At 68.5% G+C, this 22,709-nt stretch carries 22 protein-coding genes and 1 pseudogene; 13 read left to right on the top strand and 10 right to left on the bottom strand.

Features of this window, described 5'->3' with window-relative positions; translation table 11 throughout:
• Window positions 1-10: 10 nt before the first annotated feature.
• Window positions 11-1,072 (bottom strand): DUF2189 domain-containing protein, encoded by a 1,062-nt coding sequence (locus ACYVN4_RS09920; RefSeq protein ID WP_460719500.1) that lies wholly within the window; start codon window positions 1,070-1,072, stop codon window positions 11-13.
• Between the two features lie 195 nt (window positions 1,073-1,267).
• Between ACYVN4_RS09920 and ACYVN4_RS09915 the strand changes: the two genes are divergently transcribed.
• Together ACYVN4_RS09915 and ACYVN4_RS09910 are read left to right on the top strand one after the other, a co-directional pair.
• Window positions 1,268-2,437 carry a phosphotransferase family protein gene (locus ACYVN4_RS09915; protein ID WP_460719495.1) on the top strand — a complete coding sequence of 390 codons (1,170 nt, stop codon included), beginning with the start codon at window positions 1,268-1,270 and terminating at the stop codon, window positions 2,435-2,437.
• A 114-nt stretch (window positions 2,438-2,551) separates the two neighbouring features.
• Window positions 2,552-3,910, top strand: a complete 1,359-nt coding sequence (locus ACYVN4_RS09910) for a replication-associated recombination protein A (protein WP_460719493.1) — start codon at window positions 2,552-2,554, stop codon at window positions 3,908-3,910.
• Window positions 3,911-4,012: 102 nt separating this feature from the next.
• Here the strand turns inward: ACYVN4_RS09910 and ACYVN4_RS09905 are convergent, their stop codons facing one another.
• Window positions 4,013-4,672, bottom strand: a complete 660-nt coding sequence (locus tag ACYVN4_RS09905; RefSeq protein WP_460719491.1) for a CatB-related O-acetyltransferase — start codon at window positions 4,670-4,672, stop codon at window positions 4,013-4,015.
• A 71-nt stretch (window positions 4,673-4,743) separates the two neighbouring features.
• On the opposite strand from ACYVN4_RS09905, the gene alaS reads away from it, so the two are divergent.
• From alaS to ACYVN4_RS09885, 4 genes are all read left to right on the top strand, one after another.
• Window positions 4,744-7,410 (top strand): alanine--tRNA ligase, encoded by a 2,667-nt coding sequence (gene alaS / locus ACYVN4_RS09900; RefSeq protein ID WP_460719489.1) that lies wholly within the window; start codon window positions 4,744-4,746, stop codon window positions 7,408-7,410.
• A gap of 131 nt (window positions 7,411-7,541) precedes the next feature.
• Complete coding sequence (gene ruvX / locus ACYVN4_RS09895; protein WP_379361761.1) at window positions 7,542-8,063, top strand: Holliday junction resolvase RuvX; 522 nt, start codon at window positions 7,542-7,544, stop codon at window positions 8,061-8,063.
• Entirely contained in the window at window positions 8,060-9,550 is a 1,491-nt protein-coding gene (mltG, locus tag ACYVN4_RS09890) for an endolytic transglycosylase MltG (RefSeq protein WP_460719486.1), read from the top strand. The genes ruvX and mltG overlap by 4 nt, the downstream gene beginning before the upstream one ends.
• On the top strand, window positions 9,525-10,349 hold the full coding sequence (locus ACYVN4_RS09885) for a shikimate dehydrogenase (RefSeq protein WP_460719484.1): 825 nt from the start codon (window positions 9,525-9,527) through the stop codon (window positions 10,347-10,349). The genes mltG and ACYVN4_RS09885 overlap by 26 nt, the downstream gene beginning before the upstream one ends.
• Here ACYVN4_RS09885 and ACYVN4_RS09880 read toward each other — a convergent pair.
• Together ACYVN4_RS09880 and ACYVN4_RS09875 are read right to left on the bottom strand one after the other, a co-directional pair.
• Window positions 10,338-10,799, bottom strand: a complete 462-nt coding sequence (locus tag ACYVN4_RS09880; protein WP_460719482.1) for a DUF3291 domain-containing protein — start codon at window positions 10,797-10,799, stop codon at window positions 10,338-10,340. The two genes, ACYVN4_RS09885 and ACYVN4_RS09880, sit on opposite strands and share 12 nt — an antisense overlap.
• Before the next feature lie 13 nt (window positions 10,800-10,812).
• Window positions 10,813-11,430: a helix-turn-helix transcriptional regulator gene (locus tag ACYVN4_RS09875; protein WP_460719480.1), complete on the bottom strand. Its 618-nt coding sequence runs from the start codon at window positions 11,428-11,430 to the stop codon at window positions 10,813-10,815.
• A 123-nt stretch (window positions 11,431-11,553) separates the two neighbouring features.
• Between ACYVN4_RS09875 and ACYVN4_RS09870 the strand changes: the two genes are divergently transcribed.
• Window positions 11,554-12,024 (top strand): B-4DMT family transporter, encoded by a 471-nt coding sequence (locus ACYVN4_RS09870; protein WP_460719478.1) that lies wholly within the window; start codon window positions 11,554-11,556, stop codon window positions 12,022-12,024.
• A gap of 68 nt (window positions 12,025-12,092) precedes the next feature.
• Here ACYVN4_RS09870 and ACYVN4_RS09865 read toward each other — a convergent pair whose 3' ends face one another.
• Entirely contained in the window at window positions 12,093-12,602 is a 510-nt protein-coding gene (locus ACYVN4_RS09865; RefSeq protein WP_460719476.1) for a MarR family winged helix-turn-helix transcriptional regulator, read from the bottom strand.
• A gap of 74 nt (window positions 12,603-12,676) precedes the next feature.
• On the opposite strand from ACYVN4_RS09865, the gene ACYVN4_RS09860 reads away from it, so the two are divergent.
• The gene (locus tag ACYVN4_RS09860; protein ID WP_460719474.1) at window positions 12,677-13,069 is read left to right on the top strand and encodes a hypothetical protein; all 393 of its coding nucleotides are present in this window, start codon (window positions 12,677-12,679) and stop codon (window positions 13,067-13,069) included.
• A complete protein-coding gene (locus tag ACYVN4_RS09855; RefSeq protein ID WP_460719472.1) occupies window positions 13,027-14,652 on the top strand; it encodes a multicopper oxidase family protein in 1,626 nt (541 codons plus the stop codon). Before ACYVN4_RS09860 ends, ACYVN4_RS09855 begins: the two co-directional genes overlap by 43 nt.
• On the opposite strand, the gene aroB is transcribed toward ACYVN4_RS09855, so the two are convergent.
• The 4 genes and pseudogenes from aroB to ACYVN4_RS09835 all read right to left on the bottom strand — a co-directional run bounded on the left by aroB (window position 14,653) and on the right by ACYVN4_RS09835 (window position 18,935).
• Window positions 14,653-15,771, bottom strand: a complete 1,119-nt coding sequence (gene aroB, locus ACYVN4_RS09850) for a 3-dehydroquinate synthase (RefSeq protein ID WP_460719470.1) — start codon at window positions 15,769-15,771, stop codon at window positions 14,653-14,655.
• Between the two features lie 739 nt (window positions 15,772-16,510).
• Window positions 16,511-17,002 (bottom strand): annotated as a pseudogene (locus ACYVN4_RS09845) (shikimate kinase); the annotation flags it as partial.
• A 125-nt stretch (window positions 17,003-17,127) separates the two neighbouring features.
• A complete protein-coding gene (gene aroC, locus ACYVN4_RS09840; protein WP_460719468.1) occupies window positions 17,128-18,333 on the bottom strand; it encodes a chorismate synthase in 1,206 nt (401 codons plus the stop codon).
• Between the two features lie 62 nt (window positions 18,334-18,395).
• Window positions 18,396-18,935 carry a prepilin peptidase gene (locus ACYVN4_RS09835; RefSeq protein WP_460719465.1) on the bottom strand — a complete coding sequence of 180 codons (540 nt, stop codon included), beginning with the start codon at window positions 18,933-18,935 and terminating at the stop codon, window positions 18,396-18,398.
• Window positions 18,936-19,084: 149 nt separating this feature from the next.
• Between ACYVN4_RS09835 and ACYVN4_RS09830 the strand changes: the two genes are divergently transcribed.
• The 4 genes from ACYVN4_RS09830 to ACYVN4_RS09815 are packed head-to-tail and all read left to right on the top strand — an operon-like array spanning window position 19,085 to window position 21,647.
• Window positions 19,085-20,224, top strand: a complete 1,140-nt coding sequence (locus ACYVN4_RS09830) for a M24 family metallopeptidase (protein WP_460719463.1) — start codon at window positions 19,085-19,087, stop codon at window positions 20,222-20,224.
• 37 nt (window positions 20,225-20,261) lie between these two features.
• Complete coding sequence (gene efp, locus ACYVN4_RS09825) at window positions 20,262-20,825, top strand: elongation factor P (RefSeq protein WP_460719461.1); 564 nt, start codon at window positions 20,262-20,264, stop codon at window positions 20,823-20,825.
• Between the two features lie 20 nt (window positions 20,826-20,845).
• Window positions 20,846-21,352, top strand: a complete 507-nt coding sequence (nusB, locus tag ACYVN4_RS09820) for a transcription antitermination factor NusB (protein WP_379361733.1) — start codon at window positions 20,846-20,848, stop codon at window positions 21,350-21,352.
• Between the two features lie 37 nt (window positions 21,353-21,389).
• The gene (locus tag ACYVN4_RS09815; RefSeq protein ID WP_460719460.1) at window positions 21,390-21,647 is read left to right on the top strand and encodes a YciI family protein; all 258 of its coding nucleotides are present in this window, start codon (window positions 21,390-21,392) and stop codon (window positions 21,645-21,647) included.
• 10 nt (window positions 21,648-21,657) lie between these two features.
• Here the strand turns inward: ACYVN4_RS09815 and ACYVN4_RS09810 are convergent, their stop codons facing one another.
• A complete protein-coding gene (locus ACYVN4_RS09810; protein WP_460719458.1) occupies window positions 21,658-22,617 on the bottom strand; it encodes a quinone oxidoreductase family protein in 960 nt (319 codons plus the stop codon).
• Between the last annotated feature and the right edge of the window lie 92 nt (window positions 22,618-22,709).

Below are 22,709 nucleotides of genomic sequence, written 5' to 3'. Positions count from 1 at the left end.
GTGCAGAGAGCTAGACCGGAACGACCAGTCGGCCCGTCAGCATCCGGTAGGCGTAGGTGGTCGCGATGGCGCAGACCGGACCGGCAACCACCAGACCGAGCCCGCACAGCAGCGCGCCGACCGCGGTGATGATCAGCACCGCCAGCGCCAACAGCGACACGTGCAGCGCATTGGCGATCACCAGCCGGACGCTGGACCCGATGGCCTGGAAGGGATTCTGGTCCTGGTCGATCACGAAGTGCAGTGCGAACATGCACAGCACGCCCACGATCACCGCCGGGACGAAACAGGCGATGGCGGCCACGAAGCACAGCGCGAACACGATGAGCGCGGTGATGAGCACATTGCCGGCATTCACGAAGCCGAAGAAGGCCGGGAAATCCGGTGGCGTCCCGTCGGTTTCGTACAGCGCGCCGCGGATCATGGCCGCCTGCAGCAGCCACACCACCAGCGACACCACCGCGAACAGCAGGATCACCGCCGAGAGCGACTGCACGTCAACCATTCTCACCAGCAGCGTGACCACCAGCCAGGCGATCAGGCCGATGAGCACCATGCCCACCCAGGGAACGGGATTGAGCCGGAAGCGATCCCAGCCGTAGGTCACGGCCGCGCCCACGTCGAGGGTCTCGCGCGGCGGCGCGTAGGCCTGCTGGGGCGGGACCTCGCCCGGCTGCGGACCACCGGGTGGGGGCATGGCGCCCGGCGAGAAACCGCCCGGCGGAGGCGGATTGCCCGGCGGCATCCCGCCGGGCGGTTGCTGCTGCGGGGGCATGCCGCCGGCGTAGCCAGGAGGTGGCAGCGGCGCGCCCGACTGCGGGGGCAGCGGCGGCGGGGGTTCGACGGGCTCGCTGCCGTAGTGCGCGGAGCCCGGTCCCTCGAACTGCGGATATCCGGCCATACCGGGCAACTGGTGGCGGCCGTGCGCCGGACCCGGTTCGGGGGCACCGGAATACGGTGCGGGCTCGGGGTTTTGGTGCTGACCGGTCTGCGGCGGATACTGTTCACCGCCCCCGGGACCGGGACGATCGCCGGAGGGGCCATACGGTGCTGAGGGCGGCGTGCCAGTCATGGTCGCAAGCCTTTCACATTTCCCGGTTTACGGTGTGGCGCACAGCAAGTGACCATGAGACAACTAGACCCTCCTGGTTGTGTCAAGCAACCAGCGCCGCGTGGGCAAACCCTTCACAAAGACACGCCGTCCGACGCGCGAAAGGTTGCGCAACCGCTCGCTGAAAGTGACCTGACGGGAGTAACTTGGGTTCCGATGACCGCACTATTGGCCGAACGCGCCGCCGAAGTCGTGTCCGCGGCACAACAGTTGCTCACAAAGCGAATGGGTGCTGCGGTAAAGCTGAGTGATCCGATGGAACTCAGCGGCAGTGGTAGAACCACGGTTCTCCGTGTCCGTGTTGCGGAGAACGCATTTTCACTACCGCGCACACTGATTGTGAAGCAGGTTGCGGGCACGGCGAACCAACGACGCACCGGGGGTATGGCTCCCGGTGTCGCCAGCATCGACTCCGCATTCCTCCGCGAGGCGGTGTCGTACCAGTTCACCACCGCGCTGGGCCGCGACCACCGCCCCGGTGCCTACCTACTCGGCTACAGCCTGCCGGAGCGTCTGCTCATCCTCAGCGACCTCGGCGAGAACCTCTCGCTGACCGCGGTGCTGCAGGCCGCCGCCGAGCCCGCCGGACGCAATGCGCTGATGGCGTTCGCGCAGGCACTGGGTCGCATGCACGCCGCGACCGTGGGCCGCGAGGCGGATTTCGTCGCGCTGCTGCGCCGGGTGGACGTGGTGCATCGGGTGGACGGCATTGCGCAGCAGGCCGAATCCGCGGTCGCCGAGGTGCCGATCATGCTGCAGCGCGAGATGGGCATCGAGGTGCCCGGGGAGATCGCCGAGCGCATCGTGCGCGGCAACCGGCTGTTCTCGGCTGGCCGCTACCGCGCCTTCAGCCCCTCGGACCTGTGCCCGGACAATGTGATCCTCAATGACGAGGGCGCGCGTTTCCTCGACTACGAGTGGGGCGGTTTCCGTGACGCCACCCTCGACATTGCTTATGCGCTGGTCTCGTTCCCGGGCTGTCTGTGCGATTTCGAGCTGTCGCGCGAACGCGCCCGCCAGATGGTCGAGGCGTGGCGTTCGGAAGTGGTCGCGGTGTGGCCCGCCCTCGCCGACGACGACGTCCTGGCCGAACGCATCCTCGAGGCGCGCCTGATCTGGGTGTGGCTGTCCACCTACTGGTTCCTGCCCGCCGACCACGCCCGCATTGCCGCCGCCCGCGAGCACGGCCTGTCCATCCCGCGCTCGGCCGCCCTGATCAACCGCTGGGCCGCCCTCGCCGAGGACGCCCGCTGCACCGGCGACGACACCCTCGGCGACTTCGCCGAACACGTGTCGGCCACCCTGGAAGAGCACTGGGAGGAGTAATCCTCCGCGAGATGTGGGCCGGAATCGCACGATGATTCCGGCCCACATTGCTGTCTCGGACCCTCGGCGCAGCGGTGGACAAGTCTGTCGGGGCGGCTGGGTAGGGTCTTCGAGGTGAGTGATGGGCTGTTCGATGCGCCGGGCACGCAGGCCGTAGCCGACGAATTCGAGGCGGCGTCCGCGCGTATTCCGAGTGGGGACGACCGGTTCGCGCCGTTGGCGGTGCGGATGCGGCCGCGCACGCTCGATGAGGTGGTGGGGCAGCAGCATCTGCTGGGGCCGGGGTCGCCGTTGCGGCGGTTGGTCGAGGGGTCCGGGGCGGCATCGGTGCTGCTGTACGGTCCGCCCGGGACGGGGAAGACGACCCTCGCCTCCCTGCTTTCGCGGGCTACCGGGCGTCGGTTCGAGGCGCTCTCGGCGTTGTCGGCCGGAGTGAAGGAAGTGCGCGCGGTCATCGATCTAGCGCGGCGGCGGCTCACCGCGGGTGAGCAGACCGTGCTGTTCATCGATGAGGTGCACCGGTTTTCGAAGACTCAGCAGGACGCGTTGCTGGCGGCGGTGGAGAACCGGATCGTGCTGCTGGTCGCGGCCACCACGGAGAATCCGTCGTTCTCGGTGGTGTCGCCACTGTTGTCGCGGTCGCTGGTGTTGCAGCTGCAGTCGTTGTCCGAGGACGACATTCGCACGGTGTTGAAGCGGGCGATCGAGGATCCGCGCGGGCTGGCGGGGGAGTACACGGTCACCGAGGAGGCCCTCGATCACATCGTCCGGATCGCCGGCGGTGACGCGCGACGTTCGCTGACCGCGCTGGAGGCGTCGGCGGAATCGTCGCTGGACGGGACCGTGGACGTGACGCTGGTCGAGGCCAGCGTCGACAAGGCCGCGGTGCGCTACGACCGTGCGGGCGATCAGCACTACGACGTGATCAGCGCGTTCATCAAATCCCTGCGTGGTTCGGATGTCGACGCCGCGCTGCATTACCTGGCACGCATGATCAGCGCGGGCGAGGATCCGCGATTCATTGCTCGCCGCTTGATGATCCAGGCCAGCGAGGAGGTCGGCATGGCCGACCCGATGGCCCTGCAGACGGCCGTCGCCGCCGCCCAAGTAGTGCAACTGGTCGGCATGCCCGAAGCGCAGCTGGCATTGACGCAGGCCACGATTCACATTGCCACCGCGCCCAAATCGGGCTCGGTGCCCAAGAGTCTCGGCGCGGCCACGGCCGATATCCGGGCAGGCAAGGCGGGTGCGGTGCCGCCGCATCTGCGTGACGGGCACTACGCGGGCGCGGCAGCCCTGGGCAACGCCCAAGGCTACAAATACCCGCACGACCACCCGGACGGCGTTCTCGCCCAGCAATATCCGCCGGACGAACTGGTCGGCACGGACTACTACCAGCCCACGGACCACGGCTGCGAACGCGAAGTCGGCCCTCGCGTCACCAAACTGCGCCGCATCGTCCGGGGCAAATAGAGACCTTCCGGGGCAAGGAGCGCCGGTACGCACCCGGTGCCGAATTGCACTGGGTGCCATCAATGGTCGACCGACGCACCGCGAATCCGGCTGCGGCGCAGGTCAGTCGGTGAGCATGCCTTCGTGGATCGCGATCCGCTCGATCTCGCCGGGTGTGCCACCCATGATCTCGCGCACGTGCTCGGTGACCAGTTCGACCGGCCAGTCCCACCAGGCCGCCCGCAGCAGTCGCTGCACGTCCTCGTCCGGGAAGCGCTGCTTGACCACCTGCGCCGGGTTGCCGCCGACGATCGTGTAGGGCGGGACGTCGGAAGTGACCACCGAACCGGTCGCGATGATCGCGCCGTCGCCGATCGTCACCCCCGGCATGATCAGCGAGTTGTACCCGATCCACACGTCATTGCCGACGACCGTGTCGCCCTTGGACGGGATCGAGGTGATGATGTCCATCGTCTCCTCGGCCCAGGTGCCGCCGAAGATGGTGAAGGGGAAGGTCGACACGCCCGAGGTCGCGTGGTTGGCCCCGGCCATGATGAAGCGGGTGCCGCTGGCGATGGCGCAGTATTTGCCGATGATCAGCTTCTCGGGACCGAAGGCATAGAGCACGTTCTCGGTCTCGAAGGCCGTGGCGGCGTCCGGATCGTCGAAGTAGCTGTAGTCGCCGACCACGATGTTCGGCGAGGTGACGTGCGGTTTCAGGAACACCGTGCGGTGCGCGTGGGGGAGCGGGAAGCGCTGGGATGGGTCGGGGATCACAGTCACCCGGGCGATGGTAGCTATCGCCCGGTGGTGGGTGGAAACTCCCTGGACCGGGAACGGTAGGCTGGATACCTGTGCAGACCCACGAGATTCGACGGCGCTTCCTGGAGCATTTCGTAAAGGCCGGACATACCGAGGTGCCGAGTGCCTCGCTGATCCTGGCCGACCCCAACCTGTTGTTCGTCAACGCAGGCATGGTCCAGTTCGTACCGTATTTCCTCGGTCAGCAGACGCCGCCCTTCCACACCGCGACCAGCGTGCAGAAGTGCGTGCGCACCGGCGATATCGAGAACGTCGGCGTCACCACCCGCCACAACACCTTCTTCCAGATGGCCGGCAACTTCTCCTTCGGCGACTACTTCAAGCGCGAGGCTATGCAGTTCGCCTGGTCGCTGCTGACCAAGTCCGTCGAGGACGGCGGCTACGGCTTCGACCCGGAAAAGCTCTGGGTCACCGTGTATCTCGACGATGACGAGGCCGAGCAGATCTGGCGTGAGCTCGGGGTGCCGGACGCCCGCATCCAGCGTCGCGGCATGGCCGACAACTACTGGTCCATGGGTATTCCGGGTCCGTGCGGCCCGTGCTCGGAGATCTACTTCGACCGCGGTCCCGAGTACGGCGTGGAGGGCGGCCCGGAGGCCGACGAGGATCGCTACCTCGAGATCTGGAACCTCGTGTTCATGCAGAACGAGCGTGGCGCGGGTCGCGGCAAGGACGACTTCGAGATCCTGGGCCCGCTGCCCAAGAAGAACATCGACACCGGCATGGGCATCGAGCGTGTCGCGTTCCTGCTGCAGGGCGTCGACAACGTGTACGAGACCGACCTGCTGCGCCCGATCATCAACAAGGCCGAGGAACTGACCGGCCGCTCCTACGGTGTCGAGCACACCGACGATGTGCGCTTCCGCGTCATCGCCGACCACGCCCGCACCGCCGCCATGCTGATCGGCGACGGCGTGAACCCCGGCAACGACGGCCGCGGTTACGTGCTGCGCCGCCTGCTGCGCCGCATCGTGCGCTCGGCCCGACTGTTGGGCGCCGAGAAGCCGGTGATGGGTGAGTTCATCAAGGTGGTCTCCGAGCTGATGGCCCCCTCCTACCCGGAGCTGGCCACCGATCACAAGCGCATCGAAACCGTCGCCGTCGGTGAGGAAGCCGCGTTCCTCAAGACCCTCAACACCGGCACCAAGCTGTTCGACGAGACCGTCGACGAGGTGAAGGCGCAGGGCAGCAAGAAGATCAGCGGCACCGACGCGTTCACCCTGCACGACACCTACGGCTTCCCGATCGACCTGACCCTCGAAATGGCTTCCGAGGCCGGGCTGAAGGTCGACGAGGAGGGCTTCCGCGCGCTCATGGCCGAGCAGCGCAAGCGGGCCAAGGAGGACGCGCTCTCGCGTAAGCACGCGCACGCGGATCTCACCATCTACAAGGAGTTCGTGGACCGCGGCGCGACCGAGTTCACCGGCTTCGACGAGTTGGCCACCGAGGCCACGGTTCTCGCCCTGATCAAGGACGGCGTCCGGGTGCCGGTCGCCGAGGTCGGGCAGGACGTCGAGATCATTCTCGACCGCAGCCCGCTGTATGCCGAGTCCGGTGGCCAGATCGCCGACCGCGGTTCGATCGTGTCCTCGCACGGTCTGAAGGTGGCCGTCAACGACGTGCAGAAGATCGCCAAGAAGGTGTGGGTGCACAAGGCCACCGTCGAGGCCGGTCAGCTCACCGAGGGCGACACCGTGCTCGCCCAGGTCGATCCGGCCTGGCGTAAGGGTGCGACCCAGGGCCACACCGGCACCCACATGGTGCATGCCGCGCTGCGACAGGTGCTGGGCCCCAACGCCGTTCAGGCCGGTTCGCTCAACAAGCCGGGCTACCTGCGTTTCGACTTCAACTGGCAGGGCGCCCTGTCCGAGCAGCAGAAGGCCGATATCGAGGCCGTCTCGAACGACGCCGTCGGCGACGACTTCAAGGTCAACACCTTCGTCACCGATCTGCCGTCGGCCAAGAAGATGGGCGCGATGGCGCTGTTCGGCGAGAACTACGGCGACGAGGTGCGCGTCGTGGAGATCGGCGGACCGTTCTCCATGGAGCTCTGCGGTGGCACGCACGTGCAGAGTTCCGCGCAGATCGGGCCGATCACCGTGCTCGGTGAGTCGTCGGTCGGTTCGGGCATCCGCCGTGTGGAAGCCTTTGTGGGCCTGGACTCCTACCGGTACCTGGCCAAGGAGCGCGCGCTGCTGGCCGGTCTCGCCTCCTCGCTGAAGGTGCCCTCGGAAGAGGTGCCGGGCCGCGTCGAGCAGCTCGTCGAGCGTCTCAAGGTCGCCGAGAAGGAACTCGAGCGCACCAAGATGGCGGCCGTGCTGGCCAGCGCCGGAACCTTCGCCGAGCAGGCGCAGCGGGTCGGCAAGGTGCTGCTGGTCGCCGCCGCCGCGCCCGAAGGCGTCGGGGCGGGCGATCTGCGCACGCTGGTGCAGGACATCAAGGGCCGCTTGGGTTCCGAGCCCGCCATCGTGGTGCTGCTCGGCAATGCCGACGGCAAGGTGCCGTTCGTCGCCGCCGTCACCAAGGCCGCCCAGGATCTGGGCGTCAAGGCCGGGGATCTGGTGGCCGCGTTCGGTCCGTCCATCGCGGGCCGTGGTGGCGGCAAGCCGGAGATGGCCCAGGGTGCGGGTTCCGACCCGTCGGGCATCGAGGCGGGTCTGGCCGCGCTGCGCGCCCGGGTCGCCGAGCTCGCCGGGTAATGGCGGACTCCGACACATCCGACACACCCGGCCCCGATCACGGGGCCGGGTTCACCCTCGAAACGGGCTCTGCGGGGCCCGAATCGGGGCATACCTCCGGATTCGCCCGTACGCCCACCGAGGCGTCGGGGGTGACCGCCGGGCGTGATTTCGCGTCCGAACGGCCCTCCGCCGAGCGGGATCCCGGTCGCGGCCGGCGCATCGGCATCGATGTGGGCTCGGTCCGCATCGGTGTCGCCTCCAGCGATCCGGACGGCCTGCTGGCCACCCCGGTGGAAACCGTGCCGCGCGCGAAGAAGGTCGCGCCCGGCACGCTGGCGTCCGATCTATCCAGAATTGCCGAGATTGTGCGGGAATACGAGGCCGTCGAAGTGATCGTCGGCCTGCCGCGCACCTTGCGCGGGGAGAGCGGGTCTTCCGCTAAGCTGGCGGCCACCTTCGCGGGGCGTTTGCGGGGTCTGATCACACCGGTACCGGTGCGACTTTCCGACGAACGTTTGACTACGGTGTCTGCTGCACGTGCGTTGCGAGACAGTGGAGTTCGCGCACGCGGGCAGCGGCAGGTCATCGATCAAGCCGCCGCCGTGTCGATCCTGCAAGGATGGTTGGACGAACGGAGTGCCCTTTTGAAGCCGCGCGGTGATGACGCATGACCGACCGCTGGACGCGCGCTGAGGAACGCTACCGGCAGAATGCCGAACGGCGTTACCGCCGCGACGATCTGGAATGGTCCGAGGCGGACGATTACGAGGACGACACCACCGTCATCCCGCGCTACGAGGACGAGCGCTACGAGGACGAGCACTTCGAGGGCGACGACGACTACGACGACGAGCCCCCGCTGGCCCCGGAACCGCCGCGCCGCAGCGCACCCCAGCGCGCGGAACGCACCGGCCGGGCCGCCAGTCGGTCCGGGCGCGGCCAGTCGCGCTCCGGCGGCCGCGGCGGCAACCGGCCCAAGCGTTCGCGGGTGGCCTCGCGCAAGGCGGCCGAACGCAAGCGCCGCCGTCGCAACCTGTTCGTCATCGCGGGCGTGTTCGCCGTATTGTTCCTCGGCGCAGTCGGATTCGCGGCCTGGAAGTTCGTCGGCAAGCTGAGCCCGCCCGCCGACTTCTCCGGCCCGCAGGGTGCGCTGGTGGTCATTCAGATCAAGCCCGGCGACACCTCCACGCAGATCGCGCAGACGATGGCCGACAAGGGCATCGTGCAGAGCAGCGGCGCGTTCTACGAAGTGGCCGTGCGCAATACGAACATGAACTCCATCCAGCCCGGCTACTATGCCATCCCCAGCCACAGCAAGGGTTCGGAGGCGGTGACCGCGCTGTTCAGCAAGGACGCGCGGGTCGGCAACGTGGTCATCTCCGAGGGCCGGCAGTTGCACGACTCCAGTGACGTCACCACCAATGCGCGCAAGGACGGCATCTACCGCAAGATCGCCGAGGCCAGCTGTGTCGGCAGCGGCACCGCGGCCAAGTGCGTGACCTACGAGCAGCTCGACCAGGCCGGAGCCAATCCCGATCCGACCGCGCTGGGCGTGCCCGCGTGGGCGCTGGACCGGGTCAAGTCGGCCCCGGACCGATCCCGTCAGCTCGAGGGTCTGATCGCCGGTGGCACCTGGGATTTCGATCCCAGCGCCAGCGCGCAGGACATTCTCAAGCAGCTGGTGGCCAACAGCGCGCAGACCTACGAGGCCAGCGGTCTGCTGCAATCGGGAGCGGCCAACGGTCTCTCGCCCTACGACACGCTGATCGCGGCGTCGCTGGTGGAACGCGAGGCGCTGCCGCAGGACATGTCGAAGGTGGCGCGGGTCATCGTGAACCGGCTCGGCGCGCAGCAGCCGCTGCAGTTCGACTCGACCGTCAACTACACCCTCACCCAGACCGAGGTCGCCACCACCGACGCCGACCGGAACAAGAAGACGCCGTGGAACACCTATGCCATGGCCGGGCTGCCCGCGACGCCGATCTCCGCGCCGTCGTTGGATGCCATGCGCGCCATGGAAAATCCCGCGCCGGGGCCGTGGCTGTACTTCGTGACCGTCGACAAGCAGGGCACTACGTTGTTCACCGACAACTACCAGGAGCATCTGCGCAATATCGAAAAGGCCAGGCAGAGTGGAATCCTCGACAGTGGACGGTAAGCGTAAGGCCGCCGTGCTCGGCAGCCCCATCTCGCATTCCCGTTCGCCGCAACTGCATCTGGCGGCCTACCGGGCGCTCGGCCTGGACTGGAGCTACGAGCGCATCGAGTGCACCGGGGAGCAGTTGCCCGGGCTGGTGGACGGACTCGGGCCGGAATGGGTCGGGCTGTCGGTGACCATGCCGGGCAAGGTGGCCGCGCTGGCGTACGCCGATGAGCGCACCGAACGTGCCGAGCTGGTGGGTTCGGCGAACACGCTGGTGCGCACCGATTCCGGCTGGCGCGCCGACTGCACCGACGTGGACGGGGTGCGGGGCGCGCTGGAAGGCGCGGGCGTGAAGGAAGTTGCCCGCGCGGTCGTGTTGGGCGCGGGCGGTACCGCCCGGCCGGCCCTGCTGGCCCTGGCGGATCTGGGCGCGCACACCGTCACCATCGTCGCCCGCGATCGCGGGCGCGCTGCGGACACCCTCGAATTGGCCGAGCAACTGGGCATGTCGGCCGAGGTGCTCGGCTTCGATCCCGAGGGCCTGCTGTTCGTCTGCTCGGATGTGGACGCCGTCGTCAGCACCGTGCCGGCCGAGGCCGCCGCGGCCGTGGCGGATTCGATCGCGGCGGCCCCTGTCGTGCTGGACGCCATCTACAACCCGTGGCCGACCCCGCTCGCCGAAGCGGTGGCGCGCGCGGGCAATACCGTCGTCAGTGGGCTGGAAATGCTGCTGAACCAGGCTTACGGCCAGGTGGAGCAGTTCACCGGTAAGCCCGCTCCGCGCGCGGAAATGGCCGCGGCCCTACAGGACTGATTCCGGAACTTCGGGTTCGAACGCCTGCCGGAAGGTGAAGGCGTAAGCCGTGGGACCGTTCTCCCGCAGGTGCTCGAGGCGGCGCATGGCGTCGCCCAGGTCCGGCACGCTGCCTTCCGGCACCCACCACAGCACCGTGAACACCTCGCGCAGCGGGACGAAGAATTCCCGTCGGCGGCGCACGTATTCCATGTGCGCGCTGCGATACACGTAGTCGAACAACGCCTCTCGCGTCTCCCACACGCTCATGTTCACGAGCATGTCCGGATCCTGGTCGTAGGGGCGCAAACTCGTGGCGTTGTTGGTGTCGCCGTCGACCATGCGCCAGACGAAACCGGGGGAGGACTCGGCGAGGGCGTTGATCTCATCGAGGGCGGCATAGAAATCGGCGACTCGGGGGTCGCCTTCGGGTGCGACAAGCCTGCCGATATTGAGCTGTGCGAGGTGCATGCCCCGACTATAACTAATCATCATTGTTTTTAGAGAAACTTACGCAGCATCGCCCCGGCGCCGGATCCATCCGGGCCGTCCAACCGGCCGCGGTCGCGGGACCGGCGAGCAGGGCCAGGTTCATGCCGCAGACCAGCGGCGGGAAGTCCACGGCCAGTCGATGAAAAGGGCAGTTGCGCAGGCGAATCACGTCACCGTCGAGATAGGGCTCGTAACCGTGCGCGCTCAGCGCCTCGAACAGGCTGCGGCCCTCCAGGTTCGGCGCGTGCGCGGCCGCCGCCTGGGCGATGGCGTCCTCGAAACCCTCGTGCTCGACCACCTCCGCCAGAACCGTTGCCACCGTGCGATAGTCGCGCGCCGGGAGGTTGACCGAGAATTCGGTGTCGGTGCGGCGATAGAACTTGGCGGGCCGCCCCGACCCGGGCCCGGTGCGGCCCTCCGGACGCCGGAACACCGCGTCCAGCAGCCCCGCCTCGGCCAGTTTGTCCAGGTGGAACGCCGCGAGCGGCCGCTTGATCTCGACCGCCTCGGCCGCCTCGTCCCGGCTGACATCGTGATCCGCGCCCGCGACATAGTCGTAGAGCCGCTTGCGGACCGGATCCTGCAGCAGGGCGACGGCTTCGATGCTCACACCGCATTTCTAGCAGCGTGTCGGGCCCGCCCGTCCGCAGCGCCCCCGCTCCCGCTATGGTTCTGGAACAAGTTTCAGTTCATCCGGTTCGCCAGAGCGGCCGCGCAGGTTAAGGTGATCGACATGAATGCGTGGGTGTTGCGCGCCGTGGGCTTGGGCGGGTTGACCGTAGTGCTGGAAACCCTGCTCGGTTTCGGCATGATGAGCTGGCCGACCGCGGGTGCGTGGATGCGGATCCTGTGCCTGATCGTGCTGGTCGTCGCCATCGTGACCTGGGGTGTGCTGGACGGCCGCGCCGACCGGCAGGCCAATCCCGATCCCGAACAGGGCTCGGATCTGACCATGCGCTGGCTCAAGGCCGCCCTCGCCGGCGGCGTCGGTGCGGGCCTGGTCGCGTGGCTGCTGGACTTCATCCCCAAGTTCGACCTCGGTGATCAGGGCCTGCTGTTCAATGTCACCTCCGGTGCGGCCTGGATCGTGCTGCTCATCTTCATCCCCGGCATGCTGGGCGTGACCGTCGGCCGCTGGCTGACCGGTCGCGAGCACAAGAAGAGCACCCCGGCCGCCTCGACCCCCGAGCCCGCGAACGCCTGACATTCCCTTCGGTAAACCCCGCGCCAGTAGTGTTGTGGCGCGGGGTTTTTCGTTGTCCGGATACCGCTTCACCCCGGGGTGATCGCCTCGATCTCCTCGGCCCAGGCATTGAGGCCCGCGACGAAACCCTCGCGCTGATCGGGGGTCAGGCGGGCCATCGCGCGCAACAAGACTTCACTGCGTCGATCGATGAACGCGGCGAAGTCGGCCTGCCGCTCGGGCGGCACCGACAGCAGCGTGCGGCGATGGTTGGCCGGATCGCTGTCGCGGCGTAGCCAACCCGCGCGGGTGAGCTCGCCGCTGAGCTGACTGGTGTTGGTGAGGCTCAGGCCCAACTGCCTTGCGGCATCGCTGACGCTCACCGGTCCGGACGACCAGACGAAGGCGAGCACCGCGCCGTGGCGTGCACCCAGGCCCGCCGCCTCGAACGCCTGCCGCATCTCCGGCGGCATGTCGGTTCGGGCGCGGCGCAGATAGGCCGAGATCAGCGGTACCACGGCGACCAATCGGTCCCGCATGTCGGTGTCCGCCGGATGTGCCTGCGCCACCGGGCCTTCCAGATCCACAGAGCCTCCCATCGCTTCTTGACAGGCACCAGCATACAAGTTCAGACTTCTGAACTATTCAGAAATCTGAACTTTGAGAGGTTGTCATGAGCGCACGGACCTGGCAGCGCGTGCTGCGCGCGATCACCGCCCTGGTCACCCTGGATTCCTTCGCCCAGGCCATGTTCGCGGGCCGGTTCATGGCGGGCAGCTACGACGCGCTGGACGCTCACGCCGCCAACGCGGGGGTGCTGTTCGGCGGAATCCTGGTCATGACAGTGTGTTTCGCGGCGGCCTGGCGGTTCGCGGGCGTGCCGTGGTGGACGGCGGCGGTGGGGTTGGCACTGACCCTGGCGGCGGGCATTCAGATCATGCTCGGCTATCGCATGGCATTGGCCGTGCACATTCCGCTCGGCGTGACCCTGGTGGCAGGGCTGCTGGCCCTGACCATCCAGGCGTGGAGTACTGCGAGTGCGGCGATCCCGGCGGCGGGCCGGTGACGCTTTCGCGACGAGCCCTGTTCCGGACGGCGGCAGCGCTCGGCGTGGCCGGGGCGGCGGGAGCCTGGCAACTGTCGGTCGATTCGCCCGCCGATCGGCTGCACCTGACCAGCGCGGCGCGGCTGCCGGAACCGTTCACCCTGCCGCTGACCGTGCCGCCCGTGCTCGCGCCGGAGGGGCGCGACGTCACCACCGACTACTACCGGATCACCCAGCGGGTCGCGAATGCCACTGTGCTGCCCGGCTATTCGACGCCGGTCTGGGGTTACAACGGGGTCTTTCCCGGGCCGACGGTGATCTCGGATCGGGCCCGGCGCACGGTCGTCACGCATCGCAACGAACTGCCTGTGCCGGTGGTCGTGCACCTGCACGGCGGGCACATCCCGGAGGAATCCGACGGGTACCCCATCGACCTGCTGTACCCGGTGAACGGCGGGCCGGGCGGCATGGGCGAGATGAGCATGGACGATATGGGCGGGCACCCGGATCCGTCCGCGCACACCATGATCGGGGAGCGCGACTACACCTATCCGGCGGGGCAGCCCGCCGCCACCCTCTGGTATCACGACCATCGGATGGACTTCACCGGTCCGGCGGTGTGGCGTGGGCTCGCCGGATTCCACCTCGTCACCGACGCCGCCGAACAGCGGCTAGGGCTGCCCTCGGGAGCGAGGGATATCCCGATCATGCTCGCCGACCGGGCTTTCGGTGCGGACGGTGCTTTCCTGTACCCGGCGCTCGACCCGACCTCGCTGCACACGCCCGGCGTCAGTGGAAAATTCGGGCGCGGAGTACTCGGCGATGTCGTGCTCGTCAACGGGGTGCCCTGGCCCGCGCACCGCGTCGAGACCGCGCGCTACCGGCTGCGGTTGCTCAACGGCTCCAATGCGCGCGTGTACCGGTTGCGCTTCGACCGGCGTGGCGGGTCACTGCCGATGGTGCAGATCGGCTCCGACGGCGGATTGCTCGCGCGGCCACAGGAACTCACCGAACTGACCATCGCGCCCGGGGAACGGTACGACGTGATCGTGGACTTCTCCGGTTGCGCGGTCGGCGAGCAGATCACCGTCTACAACGACCTCGGGGCCGGAACCACCACGCGCGTCATGAGATTCGAGGTCGCCGACCGGGTCGGCGATACCTCGGTCATTCCCGATCGGCTCGCCGACTTCGAGACCCTCGAGCGGCGCAGCGCGGTCACCACCCGTCGCTTCGCGTTCCGGCAGGGCGACGCCGGTGGCATGCGCGGCTGGGTGATCAACAGCCGCGCCTACGATCCGGTCACCCCGATCGCCCGGCCCACACTCGGTGAGGTCGAGATCTGGCAGCTGTCCACCGATCTCGACCATCCGATTCACCTGCACCTCAACCAGTTCCAGGTGCTCTCGCGCGACGGCAGACCGCCGCGGGCCGCCGACGGCGGCTGGAAGGACACCCTCTACCTCACCGCCACCGGCATGGCCGAGATCGCGGTGCGGTTCACCGACCACGCGGGCCGGTTCGTGCTGCACTGCCACAATCTCGAGCACGAGGACATGGCCATGATGGCGACCTTCACCACCGTGGCCGATGTCGCGTCGTGACTACAGCAGGATGGCGCCGCTGGTCGGGCCGTCCTCGCGGGCGATGGCCGAATAGGCCGCCGCCAGCAGGCTCGGGTCCGGGCCCTCGAGTCGGCCCGGCTTGGCCAGACCGTCGAGCACCACGAAACGCAGCACGCCCGAGCGAGTCTTCTTGTCGGTCTGCATGGCGTCCATCAGCTGGCCCAGCGCGTCCGCGTCGTAGGTGGTGGGCAGGCCGATGCTGGCCAGGATGCTGCGGTGGCGTTCGGCGGTGGCATCGTCGAGACGGCCTGCCAGCCGGCCCAATTCGGCCGCGAACACCAGACCCACCGACACGGCCGCGCCGTGCCGCCAGCGGTAGCGCTCGCGACGCTCGATGGCGTGGCCGAGGGTGTGGCCGTAGTTGAGGATCTCGCGCAGATCCGATTCCTTGAGGTCCGCGGCGACCACATCGGCCTTGACCTGGATGGCGCGGCGGATCAGCTCCGGCAGCACGTCCCCGGTCGGATCCAGGGCGGCCTGCGGATCGCGCTCCACCAGCTCCAGGATCACCGGGTCGGCGATGAAACCGGCCTTGATGATCTCGGCCATGCCCGCCACGATCTCGTTGCGCGGCACGGTCTCCAGCGTCGCCAGGTCCACCATGACCGCGGCGGGCTCGTGGAAACTGCCCACGAGGTTCTTGCCCGCCTCGGTATTGATGCCGGTCTTGCCGCCGACCGCGGCATCGACCATCGCCAGCAGGGTGGTGGGCACGTGCACGATGTCCACGCCGCGCATCCAGGTGGCGGCCACGAAACCGGCCAGGTCGGTGGCCGCGCCACCGCCCAGGCTGATGATGACGTCCTTGCGGGTCAACCCGATCCGGCCCAGCACCTCCCAGCAGAACCCCGCAACCTGCAGATCCTTACCGGCCTCGGCATCCGGGATCTCCACGCGATGCGCATCGATGCCCTTGTCCACCAGCGCCTTCCGCACCACCTCGGCCGTCTCGGCCAGCGGCGGCTGATAGAAGATCGCCACCGTCCGCACCGCCGACCGCCCGGTCACCTGCTCGACCAGATCGCCCAGCAGCCCCCGCCCGATGATCACCGGATACGGGTCGGCGGTACGCACCTCGATGCGAGTCGGCTCGCTCATAGGACTCCTCCGTGAATGATCCCGCCCGACGGCGGGGAAGAAACGAATCCCCGGCAGGCGGGGAACTGGTCGAAATGCCGGTCTGCGGCAGAGTTGCCGTTCACGAATCGCCCTCGGTCGCAGAGGGAGCGGTCGTCGGGGCGGTGCCGTTGCTCGAAGTCTCGTGTTCGCGGGCGCGTGCGCGGGCCCGGCGGGCGCGGGCGCGGCGCGAGCGGCCGTTGCCGGGTGCGGCGACCGGTCCGGCCGGACCGGTCGAATCCGCGTCCCGCGGATTCTGCTGTGCGGGCTTCGGGTCCTGGTTCGTGGCTTCGGGATTCAGCGGTGCACCGGCCGCGCGGGAGGCGCGGCGGCGTCGCCCGCGTCCGGCGCTGCCCGCCGTGGACTCGGAAGAGGCTGGGCCGTCGCCGGATTCACTCGCCGCTGCGGTCTGGGGCCCGTTGGCCTCGGTGACCGTTGCGGGCGAGCCGGATTCGGGGGAGCGGCCACCGCGACGGCGGGGACGACGGTTGCGGCGGCGTTTCGGGGCCTCGGACTCGTCGGCCGGGGTCTGGCCGTTGCGGGTGGCCGAATCCGGTTCGGCGGCCGTGGCTTCCGTGGTCGCTGTGGTCGGGGCTTGTTCGCCGCGGGCGCGGGAGCCGCGGCGGCGTTTGCGGCGGGCTCGGGAGCGGGAGCTGATGCCGGGTTCGACGGTGGCGGTGTCGGTGGGTGAATCGTCCGGGCGCGGTGTGGGTTCCAGGCCGAGTTTGGCCAGGATCATGCGGACCACGCGGCCGGGGCTGCGGCCGTCGGTGCGGACGCGGACGGAGGCCACCTCGCGGTAGAGGGGGCGGCGGAGCTTCATCAGCTCGCGGTATTTCTTGGCCGGGTCGTCGCCGTTGAGCAGGGGGCGGTTGGTGCTGGCGCCGGTGCGGCGGAGTCCCTCGCCCACACTGATTTCCAGGTAGATGACGGTGCGGTCGCGCAGCAGGGCGCGGGTCGCGGCCGAGAGCACCGAGCCGCCGCCGAGGGAGACCACGCCATGCCCGGCGAGGACCGCCTCGCGCACGACCTCTTCCTCCATGCGGCGGAACTCCGGCTCGCCGTCCTGCGCGAAGATCTCCGGAATCGTGCGCCCAGCGCGCTCCTCGATCCCGGCGTCGGTGTCGTACATCTCGACGCCGAGTTCGCGCGCCAGCTTGCGGCCGATCGTCGACTTGCCGGCACCCGGCGGGCCGACCAGCACCACACTCAGTGCGGCCCGGTCGGTTTCATCGGGGTGTTCGGCGGCGATCGGTGCGTGCTCGCCGGGCACGACGCTGTTGTCAGTGACTGGCACCGTGCTGTCGTCAGTGACCGGCACCGCGCTGTCGTCGGTGGTCACTGCCCGGCATTGCCCGGGATGTGCGGGCGGGCATTGATCCGCTTCAGGTAGCCGTGGATGTTGTCGATGGTCTCCGGCAGCGAGTCGCCACCGAACTTCTCCAGCACGGCCTGCGCGACGACCAGCGCCACCATGGCCTCGGCGACCACACCGGCCGCGGGGACCGCGCACACGTCCGAACGCTGGTGAATGGCCACGGCCTCGTCACCGGAGGACATGTCGACTGTCGAAAGCGCCCGCGGCACCGTCGAAATGGGCTTCATGGCCGCGCGCACCCGCAGCGCCTCGCCATTGGTCATGCCGCCCTCGAGACCGCCCGCGCGGTTGGTGGAGCGCAGCACCCCGTCGGGGCCCGGCTTCATCTCGTCGTGGGCCTGGCTGCCGCGGCGGCGCGCGGTCTCGAAGCCGTCACCGACCTCGACACCCTTGATGGCCTGAATCCCCATGAGCGCGGCCGCGAGTCGCGAATCCAGGCGCGCCTCACCGGAAGTGAACGAGCCCAGGCCGACCGGCAGCCCCTCGACCACGACCTCGACCACGCCACCGAGCGTGTCGCCGTCCTTCTTGGCCGCCTCGATCTCGGCGATCATCGCCGCCTCGGCGTCCTTGCTGAACGCGCGCACCGGCGATTCGTCGATGGCCGCGAGATCCGTGGCGCTCGGGACCGCACCGCTGGTGTCGGCGGCGGTGCCGATGGACACCACGTGTGAGATCACCTCGACACCGAGGGCCTGGCGCAGGAAGTTCCGGGCCACCGTGCCCGCCGCGACGCGTGCCGCGGTCTCGCGGGCGCTGGCCCGCTCGAGCACATTACGGGCATCGTCGAAGCCGTACTTGAGCATGCCCGAGTAGTCGGCATGCCCCGGGCGCGGGCGGGTCAACGGCGCATTGCGCGCCATATCCGCCAGCTCGGCCTGATCCACCGGATCGGCCGACATGACCTGGGTCCACTTGGGCCACTCCGAGTTCGCCACCTCGATGGCGACCGGGCCGCCCATGGTGCGGCCGTGGCGCACGCCACCGACCATGGTCACCACGTCGGCCTCGAACTTCATTCGCGCGCCGCGCCCGTAGCCGAGTCGGCGGCGGGCCAGCTGCGTGCCGATCTCGGCGGAGGTCACCTCGACACCGGCCACCATCCCCTCGAGGATGGTGACGAGAGCGGGACCATGGGATTCTCCGGCAGTTATCCAGCGCAACACGAGCTACATCTTTCCATGAGAGAAGGGGTGCCCGAACACACGGGCCCACGCATAGCACGATGTCAGCGCCCGGCCGCCAGCGCGATCACACTTGCGACACACATGGCGGGCCCGTGCGCGACCGTCCCGGCCACCGCCGTGGCACGCTCCGGAAGCGCCCGCGACATCCCGGCCCGCCACGACCGCGACCAATTCCGGGACACCGCATCGCTTCCGAGGTAGCCGGGGGTGTCGACCGGGAAGTGGGTGGATATCAGCAGGGTGCCGGTGGCCGCGGCGGCGGTGAGCATGGGGGCGGCGAGCGCCGCCCAGGTCCAGGCCGGTGCGCCACCGAGGGCTGTCGCAGCCCCCAGTCCCAGGGCGAGTTTCACGTCGCCCGCGCCGAGTGCGCCGGGGCGGGCGAGGTGCACGAGTAGGTAGGCGAAGGTGAGCAGCGTCGCACCGAGGAGTGCGGGTATCGCTGAGCCGACGGCGAATCCGTAGGCGAGTACCAGTGCCGCGCCCGGCAGAGTCAGGGTGTCGGGCAGGCGGCGGGCGCGCAGATCGCAGACGCACAATGCGGCGCACCAGAGTGCCAGTGCGAGAAGCGGAATCGGGGCCATGCTTCGAGGTTCTCGCGCTTCGCGGCCGCATGGGGCGCTCGATCGCGAAATGTGGATAACTACTTCGCTTGTGAACACCGGCGTTTCCTAACTGCCCCTTTCACGTGTTGCGTGTCGGTGTTGCGGCGTGTCGGCGGTAGCTTTGACGCATGTCTGCTGATCTCGAGAAGGCACAGCACGATCCGACCCAGCGACCCGACTACGCGCTGCGCCGGGCCAACCTGCGCAACCTGCTCGTGGAGAATCGCGTCGACGCCCTGCTGGTGACGGATCTGATCAATATCCGCTACCTGACCGGGTTCACCGGGTCGAACGCCGCGCTGCTGGTGTACGCGTGGGATTCCAGCGAGGACCGCACCATCATCTGCACCGACGGCCGCTACCTCACCCAGGTCGGCGTGCAGGTGCCGGATCTGCGGGCCGAGATCAACCGGGCCAGCGCCCGGCGGGTGGTCGAGATCGCGGGGGAGTGGCAGACCGGCCGGGTCGGTTTCGAGAGCCAGGTCATGACCTTCGAACAGCATCGCGGCCTCTCGGCGCTGGCCACCGGCCTGGAGTTGGTGCCGGTCGCGGGGCTGGTCGAACAGTTGCGCATGGTCAAGGACGCTTACGAGGTGGACCGGTTGCGCGCGGCCTGCGATGCCGCGGACGCGGCACTGGCGGTGCTGCTCGAACGCGGCGGTCTGCGGCCGGGCCGCACCGAGCGGCAGGTGGGCCGCGAGCTGGAGTGGCTGATGTTCGAGCACGGCGCCGACGCCGTCGCCTTCGAGACCATTGTCGCCGCCGGTGCGAATTCGGCTGTCCCGCATCACCGTCCGACCGAGGCGGTGCTGGCCACCGGCGATTTCGTGAAACTGGACTTCGGCGCGGTGGTCGACGGCTACCACTCGGACATGACCCGCACCTTCGTGCTGGGGCAGCCGTCGGACTGGCAGCGCGAGGTGTACGACCTGGTCAACGCTGCGCAGCAGGCGGGCCGCGAGGCGCTGGCCCCCGGCGTCTCGACCAAGGCGGTCGACGCGGCATCGCGGTCAGTGATCGAGGCCGCCGGTCACGGCGAGCTGTTCGTGCACGGCCTCGGACACGGCGTCGGCCTGCAGATCCACGAAGCGCCCGGAATCGCCAAAACGGGCACGGGTACACTTCTCGATGGCGTGGCGGTGACCGTCGAGCCAGGTGTGTACTTCCCCGGCCGCGGTGGTGTCCGGATCGAGGACACGCTTGTGGTTCGCAAGGGGGGCCCGGAACTGCTCACCAACACCAGCAAAGACCTGACCGTCGTCGACTGACGCGCGGTTGTAACGACTAGTAGGAGATCCGAGGACAGTGGCGGACACCAGTGACTTCAAAAACGGCCTCGTGCTGAAGATCGACAACAATCTCCAGCAGATTGTCGAGTTCCAGCATGTGAAGCCGGGTAAGGGTCCCGCCTTCGTGCGCACCAAGCTGAAGAACGTGGTCTCGGGCAAGGTCGTCGACAAGACCTTCAACGCGGGCGTCAAGGTCGAGACCGCGACCGTCGACCGTCGCGACATGACCTTCCTCTACCACGATGGTGAGGACTACATCTTCATGGACGGTGACACCTTCGACCAGGTGCACCTGAGCGAGCAGCTGCTCGGCCGCAACGCCGGCTTCCTGCTGGAGAACATGGCCGTCCAGATCGCGATGCACGAGGGTGAGGCGCTGTTCGTCGAGCTCCCCGTCGCCATCGACGTCATCGTCACCCACACCGAGCCGGGCCTGCAGGGCGACCGCTCCTCGGCCGGCACCAAGCCCGCCACCGTGGAGACCGGCGCCGAGGTGCAGGTGCCGCTGTTCATCAACCAGGGTGACAAGCTGCGCATCGACACCCGCGACGGCAGCTACATCAGCCGCGTCAACTCCTGACGCGACGGATAATGTCTTCCGTGGCCGATCAATCGGACAAGAAGTTCAAGAAGCTCGGCGCACGGCACAAGGCGCGCCGGCGTGCGGTGGATCTGCTCTTCGAAGCGGAGGCCCGCGATATCGATCCCGCGGACCTGCTCTCCGAGCGGGTCTCACTGTCGGTGCGTGAGGAGTCCGTCGCGCCGGTGAGCCCCTACACCCGCGTCCTGGTCGAAGGCGTCGCCGACGACCTGGACCGGGTGGACGGCACCATCGAGTCGTACCTCTCGCAGGATTGGACACTGCCCCGGCTGCCCGCCGTGGACCGCGCCATCCTGCGGGTGGCGGTGTGGGAGTTGTTCCACGCCAACGACGTTCCGCCGGTGGTGGCCGTGGACGAGGCGGTGGAGCTCGCCAAGGAGCTGTCCACCGACGACTCGCCGTCGTTCATCAACGGTGTGCTCGGCCAGGTGGTCCAGGTGGCCCCGCAGGTCCGGGCCGCCGCGGCGGCGACCCGCGCGGTCGTGCCGCCCGCCGACGCCGAATAGCGTCGGCCGAGCAAGTAATTCGAAGGAGAAGCGCAGGGTGCGCAAGTATCTCGTGATGGCCATGCGCACCCCGCGCTTCACCGACTCCGTCGTCGTTCCGCACAAGGAATGGCTGGCGGAGGTCCGCGAGCGCGGACAGCTGGTGGAGACCGGCAAATTCACCGACGGCAGCGGCGGCGCGTACGTGATCACCGCCGAGAATCTCGCTGCCGCACGGGAACTCATCCACACCGACCCGATTCACACCACGGGCGCTTCGGAACTCACCGTCCACGAGTGGGAAATCACCGGCTGATCAGGGTCTTTCAGACTCCGGGCTGGAGCACGATGGTGCCCTTGGCGACCCGCTCGCCCAGCAGTCGATGCGCGTGCGCGGCCTGATCCAGGGGCAGTACCCGGTCGACCAGCGGTGAGATCGAGCCCGCCGCAGCCCTTTCCAGGGCTTCCGCGCGTGCGGCGGCGACCCCGGCCAGCCACGCGGGTCCCGAGCAGCCGATGAACGTGAGTCCCCGCATGATCAGGTCCATGGTGCTGACCTGTGCGGGCGCGCCGGACAGGAACCCGTAGCCGAGCATGCGGCCGCGCAGCGGGGTCATGAGATCCAATAGCGCCAGCGCGGATTCGCCGCCGATGGAATCGAACACCACGTCCAGCGTTGCGCCACCGAGGGTTTCGCGCAGCCGGTCGGTCCAGTCGGGCGCGCTGTGGTCGATCACCACATCCGCCCCGAATCCCTGTGCCTGCTCGGCCTTTTCCGGGCTGCCCGCGGTGGCGATGACCCGGGCCGCGCCGAATTCCTTGGCCAGCTGGGTGAGGTACGCGCCCACTCCGGTCCCGGCCGCCTCGATCAGCACGGTCTCGGTGCCGGTCAGTTTCGCGGTCTCTAGCAGTGGCAACGCCACCGAAGCGCTCATGCTGACGGCCGCCGCGTCCACGCTGGAGATGCCGTCCGGGATCCGGACCGCCAGCTCGACGGGAACGCTGACCTGCTCGGCGTAGGTGCCGAAGGCATTGCTGCGGATCATGACTCGCTGCCCGATCAGCGCGCGGTCCGCGCCCGCGCCCGCTTCGGTCACCACGCCCGCGGCCTGGGTGCCGAACACGATCGGGAATTGGACGGGCAGCGGGAACGCACCCGAGCGCAGCATGGTCTCCGGGAACAGCACCGGAATCGCCTCGGTCCGGATCAGGAGTTCTCCGGCCTGCGGTCGCGGCGCGGGGACCTCGGTGGGGACGAGGACTTCGGGTCCTCCGGTTGCGGTCAATAGGATTGCTTGCATCGAGAACCTCATAAGTTGACTGACGGTCAAGTTGGCCTTGCCGAACATATTGACCGTCGGTCAAGTTGTCAACGAGA

This window comes from Nocardia heshunensis (assembly GCF_054782115.1).
The sequence above is the reverse complement of the archived record's forward strand: the minus strand, read 5'-3'. Positions and strand labels throughout refer to the sequence as shown.

Excerpts from the sequence above, each read along its gene's own strand:
- ACYVN4_RS09830 (WP_460719463.1), top strand. The coding sequence starts at position 19,085 with ATGTCTGCTGATCTCGAGAAGGCACAGCACGATCCGACCCAGCGACCC.
- ACYVN4_RS09870 (WP_460719478.1), top strand. The coding sequence starts at position 11,554 with ATGAATGCGTGGGTGTTGCGCGCCGTGGGCTTGGGCGGGTTGACCGTA.
- mltG (WP_460719486.1), top strand. The coding sequence starts at position 8,060 with ATGACCGACCGCTGGACGCGCGCTGAGGAACGCTACCGGCAGAATGCC.
- ACYVN4_RS09920 (WP_460719500.1), bottom strand. The coding sequence starts at position 1,072 with ATGACTGGCACGCCGCCCTCAGCACCGTATGGCCCCTCCGGCGATCGT.
- ACYVN4_RS09865 (WP_460719476.1), bottom strand. The coding sequence starts at position 12,602 with ATGGGAGGCTCTGTGGATCTGGAAGGCCCGGTGGCGCAGGCACATCCG.
- ACYVN4_RS09880 (WP_460719482.1), bottom strand. The coding sequence starts at position 10,799 with ATGCACCTCGCACAGCTCAATATCGGCAGGCTTGTCGCACCCGAAGGC.
- ACYVN4_RS09835 (WP_460719465.1), bottom strand. The coding sequence starts at position 18,935 with ATGGCCCCGATTCCGCTTCTCGCACTGGCACTCTGGTGCGCCGCATTG.
- ACYVN4_RS09860 (WP_460719474.1), top strand. The coding sequence starts at position 12,677 with ATGAGCGCACGGACCTGGCAGCGCGTGCTGCGCGCGATCACCGCCCTG.
- aroB (WP_460719470.1), bottom strand. The coding sequence starts at position 15,771 with ATGAGCGAGCCGACTCGCATCGAGGTGCGTACCGCCGACCCGTATCCG.
- ACYVN4_RS09915 (WP_460719495.1), top strand. The coding sequence starts at position 1,268 with ATGACCGCACTATTGGCCGAACGCGCCGCCGAAGTCGTGTCCGCGGCA.